The 14,266-nt window shown below is 67.8% G+C and carries 13 protein-coding genes; 4 read left to right on the top strand and 9 right to left on the bottom strand.

The features are described from left to right. Positions 1-120 precede the first annotated feature (120 nt). The 3 genes from LJ737_RS21880 to purU all read right to left on the bottom strand — a co-directional run bounded on the left by LJ737_RS21880 (position 121) and on the right by purU (position 4,529). Positions 121-2,679, bottom strand: a complete 2,559-nt coding sequence (locus LJ737_RS21880; protein ID WP_227768891.1) for an alpha-amylase family glycosyl hydrolase — start codon at positions 2,677-2,679, stop codon at positions 121-123. Positions 2,680-2,772: 93 nt separating this feature from the next. Then, positions 2,773-3,039 (bottom strand): YidH family protein, encoded by a 267-nt coding sequence (locus tag LJ737_RS21875; protein ID WP_227768890.1) that lies wholly within the window; start codon positions 3,037-3,039, stop codon positions 2,773-2,775. Positions 3,040-3,674: 635 nt separating this feature from the next. Beyond that, the gene (gene purU / locus LJ737_RS21870; protein ID WP_227768889.1) at positions 3,675-4,529 is read right to left on the bottom strand and encodes a formyltetrahydrofolate deformylase; all 855 of its coding nucleotides are present in this window, start codon (positions 4,527-4,529) and stop codon (positions 3,675-3,677) included. A gap of 230 nt (positions 4,530-4,759) precedes the next feature. On the opposite strand from purU, the gene LJ737_RS21865 reads away from it, so the two are divergent. Continuing rightward, positions 4,760-5,758 (top strand): SDR family oxidoreductase, encoded by a 999-nt coding sequence (locus tag LJ737_RS21865; protein WP_227768894.1) that lies wholly within the window; start codon positions 4,760-4,762, stop codon positions 5,756-5,758. A gap of 460 nt (positions 5,759-6,218) precedes the next feature. On the opposite strand, the gene LJ737_RS21860 is transcribed toward LJ737_RS21865, so the two are convergent. After that, entirely contained in the window at positions 6,219-6,974 is a 756-nt protein-coding gene (locus LJ737_RS21860; RefSeq protein ID WP_227768888.1) for a DUF6683 family protein, read from the bottom strand. 170 nt (positions 6,975-7,144) lie between these two features. Here LJ737_RS21860 and LJ737_RS21855 point away from each other — a divergent pair, with 170 nt between their 5' ends. Together LJ737_RS21855 and LJ737_RS21850 are read left to right on the top strand one after the other, a co-directional pair. Beyond that, positions 7,145-7,957 (top strand): alpha/beta fold hydrolase, encoded by an 813-nt coding sequence (locus LJ737_RS21855; protein ID WP_227768887.1) that lies wholly within the window; start codon positions 7,145-7,147, stop codon positions 7,955-7,957. Between the two features lie 2 nt (positions 7,958-7,959). Further along, complete coding sequence (locus LJ737_RS21850; protein WP_227768886.1) at positions 7,960-9,243, top strand: PAS domain-containing sensor histidine kinase; 1,284 nt, start codon at positions 7,960-7,962, stop codon at positions 9,241-9,243. Positions 9,244-9,379: 136 nt separating this feature from the next. Here LJ737_RS21850 and LJ737_RS21845 read toward each other — a convergent pair whose 3' ends face one another. Both LJ737_RS21845 and LJ737_RS21840 read right to left on the bottom strand, forming a co-directional pair. Beyond that, positions 9,380-9,718 carry a hypothetical protein gene (locus LJ737_RS21845; RefSeq protein WP_227768885.1) on the bottom strand — a complete coding sequence of 113 codons (339 nt, stop codon included), beginning with the start codon at positions 9,716-9,718 and terminating at the stop codon, positions 9,380-9,382. Between the two features lie 293 nt (positions 9,719-10,011). Beyond that, a complete protein-coding gene (locus LJ737_RS21840; RefSeq protein WP_227768884.1) occupies positions 10,012-11,415 on the bottom strand; it encodes an MATE family efflux transporter in 1,404 nt (467 codons plus the stop codon). A gap of 184 nt (positions 11,416-11,599) precedes the next feature. On the opposite strand from LJ737_RS21840, the gene LJ737_RS21835 reads away from it, so the two are divergent. After that, a complete protein-coding gene (locus LJ737_RS21835; protein ID WP_227768883.1) occupies positions 11,600-11,911 on the top strand; it encodes an antibiotic biosynthesis monooxygenase family protein in 312 nt (103 codons plus the stop codon). An 87-nt stretch (positions 11,912-11,998) separates the two neighbouring features. Here the strand turns inward: LJ737_RS21835 and LJ737_RS21830 are convergent, their stop codons facing one another. The 3 genes from LJ737_RS21830 to LJ737_RS21820 all read right to left on the bottom strand — a co-directional run bounded on the left by LJ737_RS21830 (position 11,999) and on the right by LJ737_RS21820 (position 14,266). After that, on the bottom strand, positions 11,999-12,757 hold the full coding sequence (locus tag LJ737_RS21830; protein ID WP_227768882.1) for a glucose 1-dehydrogenase: 759 nt from the start codon (positions 12,755-12,757) through the stop codon (positions 11,999-12,001). 408 nt (positions 12,758-13,165) lie between these two features. Beyond that, complete coding sequence (locus LJ737_RS21825; RefSeq protein ID WP_227768881.1) at positions 13,166-13,711, bottom strand: Crp/Fnr family transcriptional regulator; 546 nt, start codon at positions 13,709-13,711, stop codon at positions 13,166-13,168. Positions 13,712-14,056: 345 nt separating this feature from the next. After that, complete coding sequence (locus LJ737_RS21820; protein ID WP_227768880.1) at positions 14,057-14,266, bottom strand: hypothetical protein; 210 nt, start codon at positions 14,264-14,266, stop codon at positions 14,057-14,059.

Genomic DNA, 14,266 nt, shown 5'->3' with positions numbered 1-14,266 from the left:
ACCCCAGGCGCGGTGCGTGTCATCAGCAGCCCGGCGCATCCCGCCACCGACGCCGGCCCCGACCAGAGCACGCCTGTGCGTGGGGCCGGCGTCGTTGCATTGGCTTGGGTAGCGTCCGCGTTAGTGCGTCACTACGAGGCGCTGCACGCCCACGGCCCGGCCCGCCTGCACGCGCAGGAAGTACACGCCGTCGGCCCAGGTGCTGGTGTCGAACGTGTGCTGCGGGCCCTGGAAATCAACCGTGCGCAGGCGGCGGCCCTGCCCGTCGTACACCTGCACCTGCGCCGCGCCGGCGGGGGCGCCACTCAGGGCCAGGCGCACCGCGTGGGCGGCGGGGTTGGGGTAGAGCTGCACGCCCAGACCGGCCTGGGCCGCGCGGGCGGCGGTGGCCGGCGAAGTCAGGCGCAGCACCCAGGTTTGGTTGGCGCTCAGTGCGGGCAGGCTTACGGCCCAGCTGCCGAAGCCGCCTTGCGCGTCCAGCGTCACCGAGCCGGCGGATTGGCCCGAGTAGAGCTCCGTCACCTGGTACGTGCCGGCGCTCAGGGTGGAAAGCGGCAAGGCGAGGGTGGCGCCCGTGACGGCGGCGCTGCTCAGGTTGCTCACCACCACCACTGCTTCCTGGTTGTACACGCGGGCGTAGCTGAGCAGGGAGCCGGCGGCCGAAGACGTCAGCGGCAGGTAGTAGCCGCGGCGCAGGGCCGGCTGGGCGTTGCGCAGGCCGATCAGCTTCTTGTAGTGGTTGAGCAGGGAGCTGGGGTCGGCCTGCTCGGTGGCCACGTTGTACTGGGCGTAGTTCGCGTTCAGAGCCCGCCAGGGCGTGCCGGTGCTGAAGCCCGCGTTGGTCCCGGCGGTCCACTGCATGGGCTTGCGCTTGTCCTCGTCGGCACCCGTACCGAGCAGGCCGACTTCCTCGCCGTAATACACGAAGGGCACGCCGGGCATGGTCAGGTACAGCGCCGCGGCCTGCTTCATGCGGGCCATGTCGCCGCCCAGCAAGCCCAGGACGCGGTTCTGGTCGTGGTTGCTCAGGAAGGTGCCGTACTGCAGGCGCGGGTAGCTGGCGTCGGTGGCGGCCAGCTGCGCGCGCACGGTGGCGGGGCTGCCCGCGTTCAGGCTGCTCACCAGGGCCGCGGCCAGGTCAAACTCAAAGCAGGCGTCGAGGCGCTGATCAACCACGTAGGGCACGGCCTGCGCGGTGCTGGTCCACACCTCCCCAATGGTGAAGGCGTTCGGGCTGACCACCCGCACCGAGTCGCGGAATTCCCGGAGCACGTCGAGGGTTTCGGGCGCGTTTTCGACGGTGGTGCCGGTTTCGACCAGGTACTTCACCGCGTCGAGGCGGTAGCCGTCCACGCCCTTGCGCAGCCAGAACCGGGTGGCGTCCCACATGGCGGCCTTCATCTGCGGGTTGCGCCAGTCCAGGTCGGGCATGCCGCTCCAGAAGTAGCCGTAGTAGTAGCTGCCGTTGCGCGGGTACCAGCCCAGGCCGCCGGGGTTGGTGCTCGACCAGCGGTACCAGTCGCGGTAGGGGCTGCTGGCCGCGCTGGCCGATTGCGTAAACCACGGGTGCTGGTCGGAGGTGTGGTTGAACACCAGATCCAGAATGACCTTGATGCCGCGCTGGTGGGCGGCGGCCAGGAAGGTTTCGAACTCGGCCATCGTGCCGTAGTCCGCCTCGGTGGCTTTGTAGTCGGTGATGTCGTAGCCGTGGTAGCTCGGCGACTCCATCATGGGCATCAGCCACAGCCCGGTCACGCCCAGGTCGGTGGTGGTGGCCGGGTTGCCGTCGTTGAGGTAGTCGAGCTTCTGGGTCAGGCCGGCGAAGTCGCCCTTGCCGTCCCCGTTCGAGTCGTAGAAGCTGCGCACGAACACCTCGTAGAAAACCGCGTCGTTCCACCAGTGCGTGGCGAAGGCGTCGAGGGTGGGGCCGCAGGTTTGGCAGGAGCCGAAGCACACGGCCGGCGCGGTGTTGGTGGCGGCCGTGGCGTTGTACACCCGGGCCAGGGTGCCCGCGCCGGTGCCATCGTCGAGGCCGCAGGTGGCGGGCACGGTTTCGGCGGCCGCGGCGGCGCTGCCGTTCACGAAGCGGTAGAGGAAGCGGCCCGGAGCCGGCAGCGCCACCTGCGCCTCGTAGATGTCGTCGTTGTTGTAATCGGTGAGGGCAATGGCCGCGGGGTTCCAGTTGCTGGCGTAGCCGGCCAGGGTCTGGAAGTTGCCCATCACGTGCACGCCACCCGGGGCCACCGTCTGCCCGCGCATGTTCACCCGAAACGTGACCAGCGTGGGGCAGCCGCCGAAGGGCACGGCCGGCAGGCGCAGGGCCGAGGTAGGCAGGGCCACTTGCCGGTTCACGTTGCCGCCGCCGTCGTCCACGCCGCAGGAGGCGGAGGGCAGTTCGGCACCGCTCCAGCCGTTGCCGTTCACGAACTTGTAGAGGTAAGTTCCCGCCGGCACGTCCACGGTCACCTCGTAGATGCGGTCATTATCCGGGTCGGTGAGCAGGGTGGTGGCCGGGTTCCAGTCGGTGCCGAAGCCGGCGGCGGCCTGGAAGTTGCCGGCCACGTGCACGCCCGCGGCGGCTACCGTCTGCTGGCTCATGTCCACACGGAAGGTGAGGGGCACGGCGTGGGCCGCCAAGCTGACGAGCAGCAGCAACGCCGCTGAGTACAGGTGTTTCATGGGTGGGTGCTTGCGAAGGAAGCATAAAGATACAACGCAACTATCACCCGCGAGGCCCGCCCGGGCCCCTCCTGCGTCGGCCAGCGGCTGGCTTCACTGCATGGCCTGCCGGATGTGGCGGCGCTTGGCCAGAAAGCGCACCCAGCCCAGCGCCACGATGCCCAGGCCCAGGGGCACGAACAGCACCCCCACCCACACGTAGAGGTGGGCGCGAAAGAAGTTGACCAGCGAGAAGCCGGCCACCACCAGCGCCATGCCGGTGCGCAGGTACGCCAGCACGGTACGCTCGTTGGCCAGGCGCGTGCGTTCCAGCGCCAGCCGGTCGCTAAGGCCGAGGGAAGAATCGGGCCGGTGAGTCATGCCAAAAAAGCTGATGAGGGCCGGCAAGTGGCCGCCGGCCTTGCATCGGGCTACTGCGCGGCGGCGGCAAAGGTTGCTTAGGGCGCTCGGTGCTGCCCGGCACTTCTCGGAGGCGCCGGCCGCTTTAGCGCCCGAATACGGTGCGGGCCAGGGCCCAGGCGGCGGTAAGCAGAATTAGCAGAAAGATGCGTAACGTGTTCATAGCGGGTAGGGCGAGAAAGATGTAGTGGGGTAGATGCCAATGCGGCGCGCAGGTTTAATGCCCGCGCATCACGTAGAGCCGGCCCTTATAGCCGGTGCAGTTTTGGCGGAGGCGGTAGCAGCAAGCGCCGGGCGCAGCGTCGGCGCCCCGGTTCGGTGCCGGTGGGGCCCGCAGCACGCAACCGGACGGGATTCGGCAGGTAAGAATGTCGACAAGCAGTGAAACGTAACGTGGATAGGTAGCAACGCACGGCCCGCGGCCAAGCCAGGAAGCACAACGCTCCGGGGCAGCCCCTGGTGTGCCAGCCCGCAAAAAACAAGCCGGCCGCCGGGAGGCAAAGCCCCGCTACCCTTGCAGCCGGGCGGGCCACTAACCGAAAAGCCCCGACCTGCGGCCGGGGCTTTTCGGGGCGCAGGGGCAGATTGTCAGTGGGTTATTCGAAAATGATGGTCTTGTTGCGGTGCACGAACACGCGCTCCGTAAACACCAGCCGCAGGGCCCGGGCCAGCACAATTTTTTCCACGTCGCGGCCGGCTTGGGCCATATCGGCCGCGCTCTGGCTGTGGTCGATGGGCATCACGCCCTGGGTGATGATGGGCCCCTGGTCCAGGTCGTCGTTGACGAAGTGGGCCGTGGCGCCGATGATTTTCACGCCCCGCTCGTAGGCCTGGGCGTAGGGGCTGGCCCCCACGAAGGCCGGCAGAAAAGAGTGGTGGATGTTGATAAGCCGGTCGGCGTAGGGGGCGACGAACTCGGGCGAGAGAATACGCATGTACTTGGCCAGCACCACGTACTCGGGCTGGTAGGAGTCGAGCACGGCGCGGATGGCGGCCTCGTGGGCCGGGCGGCTCAGGCCCTCGTGGCTCACGTAGTGGTAGGGCACGCCAAACTGCTCGGTGAGGGGCCCGAGCACGGCGTGGTTGCTGATGACGGCCCGGATGCGGGCGCCCAGCTCCCCGAAGGCGTGGCGCACCAACAACTCGCTCAGGCAGTGGTGCTCCTTGGTGGCCAGCACCACGATGTCCTTGGGGCGCGGGTCGCCGAGATGCACGTCGGCGGCCGCGGGCAGGGCCGCGCGCAGCTCCCGCAGCAGCGGTTCGGCCTCGATGGTGCCCGTCAGCTCGGTGCGCATGAAAAACGTGGGCCCGGACTGCTCCACGAACTCGTCGTTGCGCACGATGTTCAGGCCGTGGCGGAAGAGCACGCCGGTGATGCGGTAAATCAGCCCCGGCTCGTCGGGGCAGCGGATGAGCAGGTAGGGCGCGGGCGCGGGGGCAGCTGGGGGCACGGCGAAGAAAGCAAGAGGTGAGCTGCAAGGTACGGGGGCAGGGGCCGGGCGGATACGGCCCCGCCGCGGACGCGGCCGGAAAGCGGCGGCAGGGCTGGCCAACCGGGGCCACTCCGGGCGCGCGGCCGGGGCACGTCGGGTGGCACGGAGCCGGACCCGGGCAACGGTACGCCGGCGCCCCGCGTAGCTGCTAGGCATTGCATCAACACCACAACCGCATCTAACCCATGATGAACGAAGAACACAAGCTCAGCCGCCGCCAGGTTATCAGCGGGCTGAGCGCCAGCTTGGCCGTGGCGGCCGTCGGCCCGGTATTCGGGGCCCCCGAAACCGGCAGCGCCGCCGCCGATCCGTTGGAAGACCCCACCAAAAAATACCCCAAGCCGCCGTTTAAGAGCCAGCAGCAGCCCTGGCCCGGGCTGGCCGGCCAAATGGAGCCCAAACCCGACCACGGCGAGAAAAGTTACAAGGGCTCGGGCCGCCTCAAGGGGCGCAAGGCCCTGATTACGGGCGGCGACTCGGGCATGGGCCGCGCCGCCGCCATTGCCTACGCCCGCGAGGGCGCCGATGTGGCCATCAACTACCTGCCGGCCGAAGAAGCCGACGCCAAGGAAGTTATTGCCCTCATCAAAGCCGCCGGGCAGAAGGGCGTGGCCATTCCCGGCGACCTACGCGACGAGGCGTTTTGCAAGCGGCTGGTCGACGAAACCGTGCGCCAGCTCGGCGGACTCGACATCGTGGTCAGCAACGCCGGGCGGCAGCAGCAGCGCCAGTCCATTTTGGACCTGAGCACCGAGGACTTCGACGCGACGATGAAAACCAACATCTACGCCCCGTTCTGGATTATCAAGGCCGCGCTGCCCCACCTCAAGCCGGGCTCCTGCATCATCGGCACCACCTCCGAGCAGGCTACCGACCCCTCGCCCGACCTCTACGACTACGCCCAGACCAAGGCCGCTACCACTAACTACGTTCGCTCCCTGGCCAAGCAGCTCGCCCCCAAGGGCATCCGCGTCAACGGCGTGGCCCCCGGGCCCATCTGGACGCCCCTGCAGGTGAGCGGCGGCGCCACCCAGGAAAAGCTGGTGAAGTTCGGCGGCGACACGCCCATGGGCCGGCCGGGGCAGCCAGTGGAGTTGGCCTCCATCTACGTGCAGCTGGCCGACCCGCAGGCCAGCTACTCTACCGGGCAAGTCTACGGCGCGGCCGGCGGCAAAGGCATGCCCTAGCGCACCACGCACGGCCGCTCCGCCGATCAACCCAAGCGGGAAAGCCGGACGGACTGGTCGCAGCTCTTGCCGTTGAGCACCGCTGATAACCTGGGCGGCCCGACAGTGCGTCGGGCCGCCCGGGTTGCGTAAGTAGTCCAGCAAAAAAATACCGCCGCCATCCGGGGCGCTCAATCAGGCCGCCGCTACGCGTAGCACCTCCCGGGCGTGGTCGAACAGGCTAACCAAGCCGTCCTGCCGGGGGGGGCAGTCGAGACATCCCGCGTGTGGATGGTGAGGATTACACGAGTTGGGAAGCGCCCCAGATGCTTCGCGCAGGGTCCGCTCGTCTGCCTCCGAACGAACAAATACCTGCCACTAGCACTCGGCCGAAGGCTTCACAAGCCTACACAACCCACCTCGGCAAAGAGACAGGACTAAGCTACCCGGGCAGCCGGCGTCGCGCCAAAAGGAGCCGGCGCTATTTGGGCACGAAGCCGTTTTCGGTGAGACGGACCTGGGTGAGGTCGAGGCCAAACTGGGAGCGGAAGCTTTGGGCGATGTTGCCGCGGAAGGCTGCCGCCTGGCCGGATTTGAGGCTTTCCTGCCAGCCAGCCATCAGCACCACGGTTTGCAGCTTCATTTCCTCCCCGAGCTGGGCCAGTTGGGCCGGGCTCTTGGCGGCGGCGTTTTGGCTGAGCAGGCCCGCCACTTGCTGGCGCAAGCCCTGGTCGACGGCCGGGGTAAGGGCCTTGGTGTCGCGCAGGTCGTTGACGACTACGTAGGCCACTTCCAGAAACGAGGCCAGGGATGAGGCCGCGTCGTTGTCCTGAAAGCCCGAGCCCGGCAGGCCGGCGGTGTAGAGCCGGGCGTAATCGGCCGGGCCGCCGGGGCCGAAGCTGGTGCGCAGGGCCTGCGCCTGGGCCGGGCTGCGGGCCTGCAAGCGCCGGGCCAGGTTGTCGACGGTCTGGCGGCGCAGGGCGGGCGTGGCGGTGTAGCGCAGGCGGGCGGCACCGGCGCCGGTAGTCGCCGTTTGGCTGCCGGCTTTCGAGTGGTCGAGGCGGATGCCCATTTCCTTGGCCCGCCGCTCGGCGTCGGCGTTGATGGCTGCGCTCAGGGCCAGGCTTTGGCCGAGCTGGCCCAGGTCGAGGGCGCCGCCGAGGTCCTGGGCCTGGGCGGCGGGGCGAAGGAGCAGGAGCAGGCCAAGGGCGGTGGCCGCGAGCAGCTTAGCGTTCATACGGGCGGAGCGTTGGTGCCGGGAAAGGTGCGGGCGCTTCGTCGGTCTTACGGCTGGGCCGTGGCCGGGATGCCCGGCCACGGCCCAACTACCCGCAGAACGTGCGGCGGATAACCCCTATCTTGGGTCAGCCAGGCCGCTAACATCACCACGAGCCGGGAGCAGTAGAAATGGCAACGAGTGCCCTCACGCGCAACAACGTCTCGGTAAGCGGGACCGGGACCGTGGCCCTGGTGTTCATCCACGGCTTCGGCTGCGACCAGCGCATGTGGCGCTTGGTGGCACCGGCTTTCGAGGACCGCTACCGCGTGGTATTGCTCGATTTGGTGGGCGCGGGCGGCTCCGAGCTGGCGGCCTACGACCCCGCCCGCTACGCCTCGCTGCAGGCCCACGCCGACGACGTGCTGGAAGTGCTGCAGGCGCTGGCCTTGCCGCGGGTGGTGCTGGTAGGCCACTCCGTCAGCGCCATGATTGCGGTGCTGGCGGCCATTGCCGCGCCCGCCCTGGTGGAGCGGCTGGTGCTGGTGGCGCCCTCGCCGCGCTACCTCAACGACGCGGGCTACGTGGGCGGCTTCGAGCGGGCCGACATCGAGGAGCTGCTCGACGCGATGGACGCCAACTACCTGGGCTGGTCGGGGGCCATGGCGCCGGTCATCATGGGCCACCCGGAGCGGCCCGAGCTGGCCGGGGAGCTGACCGACAGCTTCTGCCGCACCGATCCGGCCATTGCCCGGCACTTCGCCCGCGTGACCTTCCTAGGCGACAACCGCGCCGACCTGCCGCGGCTGCGCACGCCCGCCCTCATCCTGCAGTGCGCCCACGACGTTATTGCCCCGGTGCAGGTGGGTCAATACCTGCACCGGCAGCTGCCCGGCAGCGAGCTGGTAGTGCTCGACACCTCCGGCCACTGTCCGCACCTGAGCGCGCCCGCGCCCACCATTGCCGCCATCGACCACTTTCTGGGCGCTGCGCCCCGCCCGTAGCCATGAATTTGCCCGAAGACGAGGAGCCGCTGCCCGCTCTGGACCTGCGCCTGACCCAGGAAAACCTCGAAGACCTCTACGAGCACGCGCCCTGCGGCTACTGCACCTGCCTGCCCGACGGCACCCTGGTAAAGCTGAACCAAACCTTGCTCGGCTGGCTGGGCTACCGGCGCGAGGAGCTGGTGGCCCGCCGCTGCCTGCAGCAGCTGCTGACGGTGGGCGGGCGCGTGCACTACGAAACGCACTGCGCCCCGCTGCTGCTGCTGCAGGGGCAGGTGCGCGAAATGAGCTACCTGCTGCGCCGCCGCGACGGCAGCACCCTGCCGGTGCTGCTGAGCGCGGTGCTGCTGCGCGAGCCCGACGGCACGCCGCTGGCCGTGCGCGTGAGCCTGTTCGACATCACCGAGCGGCGCAAGTACGAGCAGGAACTGCTGCGCGCCAAAGTGCAGGCCGAGGAGCAACGCGAGCAACTGGCCCGGGCCAATGAACAGTTGCGGGCCAAAAACGAGCAGCTCACCCGCATCAATGCCGACCTGGATTCCTTCGTCTACACGGCCTCGCACGATTTGAAGCAGCCCATCAACAACATGGTGGGGCTGTTCGAGGAGCTGCGCCGCTCCGTCACCTTCCACGACGCGGAGGCGACCCAGATGATGTGCATGTTTGAGGACGCGCTGGGGCAGATCCTGGCTACCATCGACGGGCTGACGCAGGTGGTGCAGCTGCAGCGGGCCCTGGAGCAGATGCCCGCCGAGCCCGTGGCGCTGCAGCCCTTCACCGAGGAAATCATCCGCAGCTTGCAGCCGCTGCCGGCCGGGGCCACCTTCGAGCTGGACTTCGCCGCCGCGCCGGTGCTGCGCATGGCCCGGCCGGGGCTGCACAGCCTGCTCTACAACCTGCTCTCAAACGCGCTGAAGTACGCCGTGCCGGGCCGGCCGCCGCGGGTGCGGGTGCGCACGACCCGGGCCCCCCACGCCACCGTGCTGGAGGTGCAGGACAACGGCCGCGGCATCGACCTGCAGCGACACAGCCGGGAGCTGTTTCAGCTGTTTCGCCGCTTTCACCCGGAAGTGGCCGGCACGGGCATGGGGCTGTACCTGGTCAACCGGCTGGCCCGGCAGGCGGGTGGGCGCGTGGAGGTGGACAGCACCGTGGACGCGGGCACCACGTTTCGCATCTTTTTACCGCGGGAAGACGAAGCCTCGCAGCCGCCGGCCGGCCTCACGTTCGCCTCACCCCCCAGCTCCCTCTCCGAAAAGGGGAGGGGAAGCCAGCTGACGCGGTAGGGCGACGCCCTATGCTTTCGACAATGCGCTTAAGAGCTGTATACCGGCCTTGCCTTGCGTGCGGCACTCCGGGGAGGGCGCAAAAAGCCCCGGCTGGTGGGCCGGGGCTTTTTGGGGCAATCAGGCGTGAAGCGACCTAGCGGCGGTAGTCGCGGTCGTAGCGGCCGTGGTCGTCGTGCCGGTCGTTGCGGTGCTGGGCTTCGTAGCGGGCACGTTCGGCGGCACGTTGGGCGTCGAGGCGGCGCTGGGCTTCGAGCTGGCGCTGGCGTTCGAGCTCAAACCGGCGCTGCCGCTCCGCGGCTTCGCGGCGGGCGCGTTCGGCCCGTTCGCGCTCCAGGCGTTCGGCCCGCTCCCGCTCGTAGCGGCTCATTTCGCGGCGGTTGTTGAAGGGAGCGGCGCTCGGGGCGGCGAAGGCCGAGGCAGAAGCAGCGAACAGGCCCAGGGCGGCAACGAAGGAAAACAGGGAGGCTTTCATGGCAAGTGGAGGTTGGGGTGAGAGGAGGAGAAGAAGTGGAGGCGGCGAAGGATTCAACCGCTTGCCAGGGTAATTGCAAGCCAGGTGCCAGGGCCGGCGGCCGGAGCGGTAGCGGGCCGAAACTGCCGTCCAAGCGGCTCGGATTATCGCCCATCACCGCGGTTTCTTCTGCGAATAGTAGGCCTCATGTGCGCCTCACCCCGGCTTCCTGTTCAAAAAAAAACTTGCGCACTGATGAGCGGAGCACTACCGTAGCGTTGGGGCCCATAAACCAGCCGAACTGGGCCGCCGCCTCACCCCGCTTCCTCCGCCACTCCCGCCTCCACGTCCACTTGCGGCTGGAGCACGTCGGCTTGCTGCAAGCTGCCTCGCAGAAACCAGAGCAGGGCCAGCGTAGCGGCCAGCACGTTGCTGGCCACGAAGCTCCACCAGAGGCCGCGGAAGCCCAGGGCGGTGTGGCTGCTGAGGTACCAGGCAATGGGAAACTGCAGCACCCAGGTGCTGATGAGGGTGAGGAGCATGGCACCCAGGGTGTTGCCGGCCCCGCGCAGGGAGCCGGAAACCGACTGTTGCACGCCGGTAAAGCAGAGGCTGGCGGCGGCGATGCGCACAAACTGCACCGCTTCGGCGGCCACGGCTTCGTCGCCGGCGAGGAAGAAGCGCACCAGCGGCTGGGCGGCCGCGTATATGGCCCCGCCCACCAGCAGCAGGCCCAGGAAGCTGGTGCCAATGGCGTAGCGGGCAGTTTGGCGGGCGCGGTCGGGGCGCTGGGCACCGAGGTTCTGGGCCACCAACGTGGAGCAGGCCAGTGAGATGCCCAGGGCCGGGAGGATGCCCAGGGCCAGCAGGCGCGAGCCGATGCCGTAGGCGGCCAGCACGGTGGTGCCAAAGCCAGTGGCCAGGATGGTCATCATGGAAAAGCCCAGAGCGCGGGCCGATAAATCGATGGAGGAGGGGGCGCCGAGGCGGAAGGCGCGCAGCATCAGCTCCGTATCGGGGCGGAAGCCGCGGAAGCTGAGCTTCAGCCCGGCGGTGCCGCGCAGCATGACGACGAAGCCCAGCACCACCGACAGGGCCTGGGTGCTGACGGTGGCCAAGGCCGCGCCGGCCACGCCGAGGCCGGGCACCGGGCCGTAGCCGTAGATGAAGAGCGGGTCGAGCAGGAAATTAAGGGCCAGGGCCAGCAGGTTGATGTAGAGCGGCAGGCGCACCTGGCCCACGCCGCGCATCAGGGCCTGAAACATGAGAAACCCGAAGTTCAGGGGCAGGCCGAGGAAAAGTACCTGCTGAAAGCGGTTGGCCAGCGGAAAAATGTCGGGCCCGACGCCGATGAGGCGCAGCAGCAAGGGCGAGGCGAAATAAGCTCCCACGGCCAGCAGCAGCGACAGGGACAGGGTGAGCACCAAGGACTGGGCGGCCACGTGGTTGACCATGGGCAGGTTGCGGGCACCGAAGTTGCGGGCCACCAGCACCGAGCCGGCCACCGAAAAGCCCGAGCCCAGGGCCACAAGCAGGAAGTTGACGGGGAAGCTGACGGCCACGGCGGCCACCGCGGCGGCGCCCAAGCGGCCCACCCAGTAGGCATCGACGAGCTGGTAGCCGGTCTGCAGCAGGTTGGCCAGCACGATGGGTACGGCCAAGCGGAGCAGGGTGCGGAGAATGGGGCCTTCGGTGAGGCGGACGGCGGGAGCAGGCATAGTCTGCCGGCTAACGGGCGGGAGCGGGCGGGCGTTTCGGTGCGGCCGGCTCAGGACGCAGGCCCACCGGGCCGAAAAAGGAAATACGCAGCAGGCACGTGGAAAAACCGGCCAATCGGGGGAGTCGTTAGCCGACTTACCGGCCCCATTGCGCGTAATACCAGACCATTCAATACTGCCCGTTATGCCCACCATCATCACCCGCATCTGGCACGGCACCACGGCCGCCCATCACGCCGACGCTTACTTGGAATACCTGCAGCGGTCCGGCATTGCCGACTATAAAAATACGCCGGGCAACCTGAGCGTGCAGGTGCTGCGGCGGCTGGAGGGGGAGGTGTGCCACTTCTGGACGGTCACGCGCTGGAACGACTACGCCAGCATAAAGCGGTTTGCCGGGGAAGAGTACGAGCAGGCGCGGTATTACCCGGAGGATGCGCGCTACCTCCTCGCGTGTGAGCCCACGGTGCTGCACTGCGAGACCTTTGAGTTTTAGCTTTAGGCTGCAGCCTGCAAACACCAACGCCGCAGCCGGGAAGGGCCCGGCTGCGGCGTTGCCATGAGTAGCTACTTCGGCGGGCGGCTACACCTGCGCCATGCCGCCGTCCACGAACAGCTCGGTGCCGGCTACGAAGCTGCTATCGTCGGAGGCGAGGAATACGAGGGCTTTGCCCACTTCTTCGGGCTGACCCAGGCGGCCCAGCGGCACGGTGCTGGCCAGGTAGCTCTTAATCTGCTGCGCCTGGGCTTCGTCGGTGCCCAAGCCGCTCAGGCCGGGGGTGTCGATGGGGCCAGGGCTGATGGCATTAACGCGGATGCGGCGCGCCTGCAGGTCGAGCGTCCAGGTGCGGGCAAAGGAGCGCACGGCGGCCTTGGAGGCGCTGTACACGCTGAAGTTGGGGCTGCCCGTGGAGCCGGCCGTAGAAGCCATCAGGATAACCGAAGCTCCGTCGCGCAGCACGGGCAGGGCTTTCTGCACCGTAAACAGCGTGGCCTTCACGTTCAGGTCGAAGGTGCTGTCGAAATGCGCCTCGGTGATGCTGCCCAGCGGGGCAAACTCGCCGCCGCCGGCGTTGGTGAAGAGCACGTCGAGCTGGCCTTTCTGCGCCTGGATGGTGGCAAACAGCCGGTCGAGGTCGGCCGGATTGGTGACGTCGCTGCGGATGCCGGCGGCCGAGGTGCCGAGCTGCTCCACGGCCGCGTCAAGCTCGGCCTGCCGGCGCCCGGTGATGAATACGTAGGCGCCTTCGGCGACGAAAGCCTTGGCCGCGCCGAGGCCAATGCCGCTGGTACCGCCCGTAATGAGGGCTACTTTGCCGGCGAGTTTTTGCGAGGTATGCATGAGAAAGGTTGAAAAAACGGTAGAAAGAGAGGCGGCGAAGGGTTAGGCACGCCGTGAAGACTTTGAGTTGATTATGATGGGGTTGAGCCTGAGCGGGCCCGTCTAGCCCGTGCCGGGGTAAGGGCGCATCGGGGCAAGCTGAAAAACGCTGTTTTTCATGGCGAAAAAGGATGGGCGAATGGCACCGGGCGGACGCCGGGACCTTATGCGTTGCGGTCCGAGGTGGCGGACGAAGCGGGCTACGAGCGGCCGGCTAACAGAACAAAGGTCCGTCGAACCGCCCCCCTATTCCTTTGACATTTGTCAAAAAAAGCCCTGTCGGGTGACATGGCAGGAATGCTCGAGCGCCGCCGAACGAGGCTGGTTTTTCGGGCGTAGCTGCGCCCGCTCGTAGCCGCCCGCGGCCGGCTACGAGCAGCGGCGGATGCGGCTGAGCGTTTCGGTGGTCATGCCCAGGTAAGAGGCCACCATGTGCTGCGGAATGCGCAGGGCAAAGCCGGGGTACTTCTGCAGAAAGTCGCGGTATTTTTCCTCGGCCGAGTAGCTGATGGCCGCATGGATGCGGTTTTGCGCCGCCATAAAGCTGCGGTATAGAATGGTGTTGATGACCTCGTGGAACTGGGGCAGCTCGCGCCGCAGCCGCTCAAACTCTTCTTTCTTGATCAGGGCCACCGTCGAGTCCTCCACCGCATCGATGTTGTAGCGCGCAGGCTGGCCGGGAACCAAGCTTTCCTGGTCGCCCACCCACCAATTTTCTATCCCAAAGGTGATGATGTGTTCGGCGCCCCTCGCATCCACGGCGTAGGTGCGCAGGCAGCCGCTAGTGACGAAGGCGTTGAAGGACCACACCTCGCCGACCCGCAGCAGAAATTGCCGCTTGCGCACGTTTTTGAGCACCGTAACGGCCTGGATACGCTGAATTTCTTCGGCGGTGAAATCGGCTTTGCTCTGCAAATACTGCGCGAATACCTAAAACATGGACTGCGGGGTGGGCAATGGCTGGCGGGCCGGGCGCTGCCAGCCGCCAAATCCATAACCAAGCCGCTAGATCAATCCGGCGCAGCAGCTGCCCCAGGCGGAAGTCGGCTGAATCAAGACGGAAAGGCGTCCCGTCCGGCTTCGGACGGGGTAGGCTGGCCGCGCTCAGTGCAGCCACGCCAGTGGGATAAGGCCCAGGCCAAGCCCAATCAGCGCGTATGGTCCCCACCGGTACAGCGCGCTGTCGATGGCAAACTGCGCGGGCTGCTCGGGGTCGTAGTACAGCGGCACGGCTGCGCCCGCGGCCAGCCGGTAGCGCGACTACACCGTTACCAACTCGCCATCGGTGGTGCGAAAGGTGACGTGGGTGCGGGCCGGATTGGTATCGGTCCCGCTGACCGAGCCCCAGGTGCGGCGGCCCCGGCGGCGGAGCTGGCTGCTGTGCAGCAGCAGGTGCGCCCCGGCCAGCACCAGGCCCAGGCCGAGGGCAAAAAGCAGGGCGTGGGTGCCCGTGAGCGGGTGCAGGGTCAT

Origin of the sequence: Hymenobacter sp. 15J16-1T3B, assembly GCF_020711235.1 — a bacterium.
Lineage (GTDB): Bacteria > Bacteroidota > Bacteroidia > Cytophagales > Hymenobacteraceae > Solirubrum.
This window is presented reverse-complemented; position numbering and strand designations above follow the sequence as displayed.

Excerpts from the sequence above, each read along its gene's own strand:
- LJ737_RS21880 (WP_227768891.1), bottom strand. The coding sequence starts at position 2,679 with ATGAAACACCTGTACTCAGCGGCGTTGCTGCTGCTCGTCAGCTTGGCG.
- LJ737_RS21875 (WP_227768890.1), bottom strand. The coding sequence starts at position 3,039 with ATGACTCACCGGCCCGATTCTTCCCTCGGCCTTAGCGACCGGCTGGCG.
- LJ737_RS21865 (WP_227768894.1), top strand. The coding sequence starts at position 4,760 with ATGAACGAAGAACACAAGCTCAGCCGCCGCCAGGTTATCAGCGGGCTG.
- LJ737_RS21860 (WP_227768888.1), bottom strand. The coding sequence starts at position 6,974 with ATGAACGCTAAGCTGCTCGCGGCCACCGCCCTTGGCCTGCTCCTGCTC.
- LJ737_RS21855 (WP_227768887.1), top strand. The coding sequence starts at position 7,145 with ATGGCAACGAGTGCCCTCACGCGCAACAACGTCTCGGTAAGCGGGACC.
- LJ737_RS21850 (WP_227768886.1), top strand. The coding sequence starts at position 7,960 with ATGAATTTGCCCGAAGACGAGGAGCCGCTGCCCGCTCTGGACCTGCGC.
- LJ737_RS21845 (WP_227768885.1), bottom strand. The coding sequence starts at position 9,718 with ATGAAAGCCTCCCTGTTTTCCTTCGTTGCCGCCCTGGGCCTGTTCGCT.
- LJ737_RS21840 (WP_227768884.1), bottom strand. The coding sequence starts at position 11,415 with ATGCCTGCTCCCGCCGTCCGCCTCACCGAAGGCCCCATTCTCCGCACC.
- LJ737_RS21835 (WP_227768883.1), top strand. The coding sequence starts at position 11,600 with ATGCCCACCATCATCACCCGCATCTGGCACGGCACCACGGCCGCCCAT.
- LJ737_RS21830 (WP_227768882.1), bottom strand. The coding sequence starts at position 12,757 with ATGCATACCTCGCAAAAACTCGCCGGCAAAGTAGCCCTCATTACGGGC.
- LJ737_RS21820 (WP_227768880.1), bottom strand. The coding sequence starts at position 14,266 with ATGACCCTGCACCCGCTCACGGGCACCCACGCCCTGCTTTTTGCCCTC.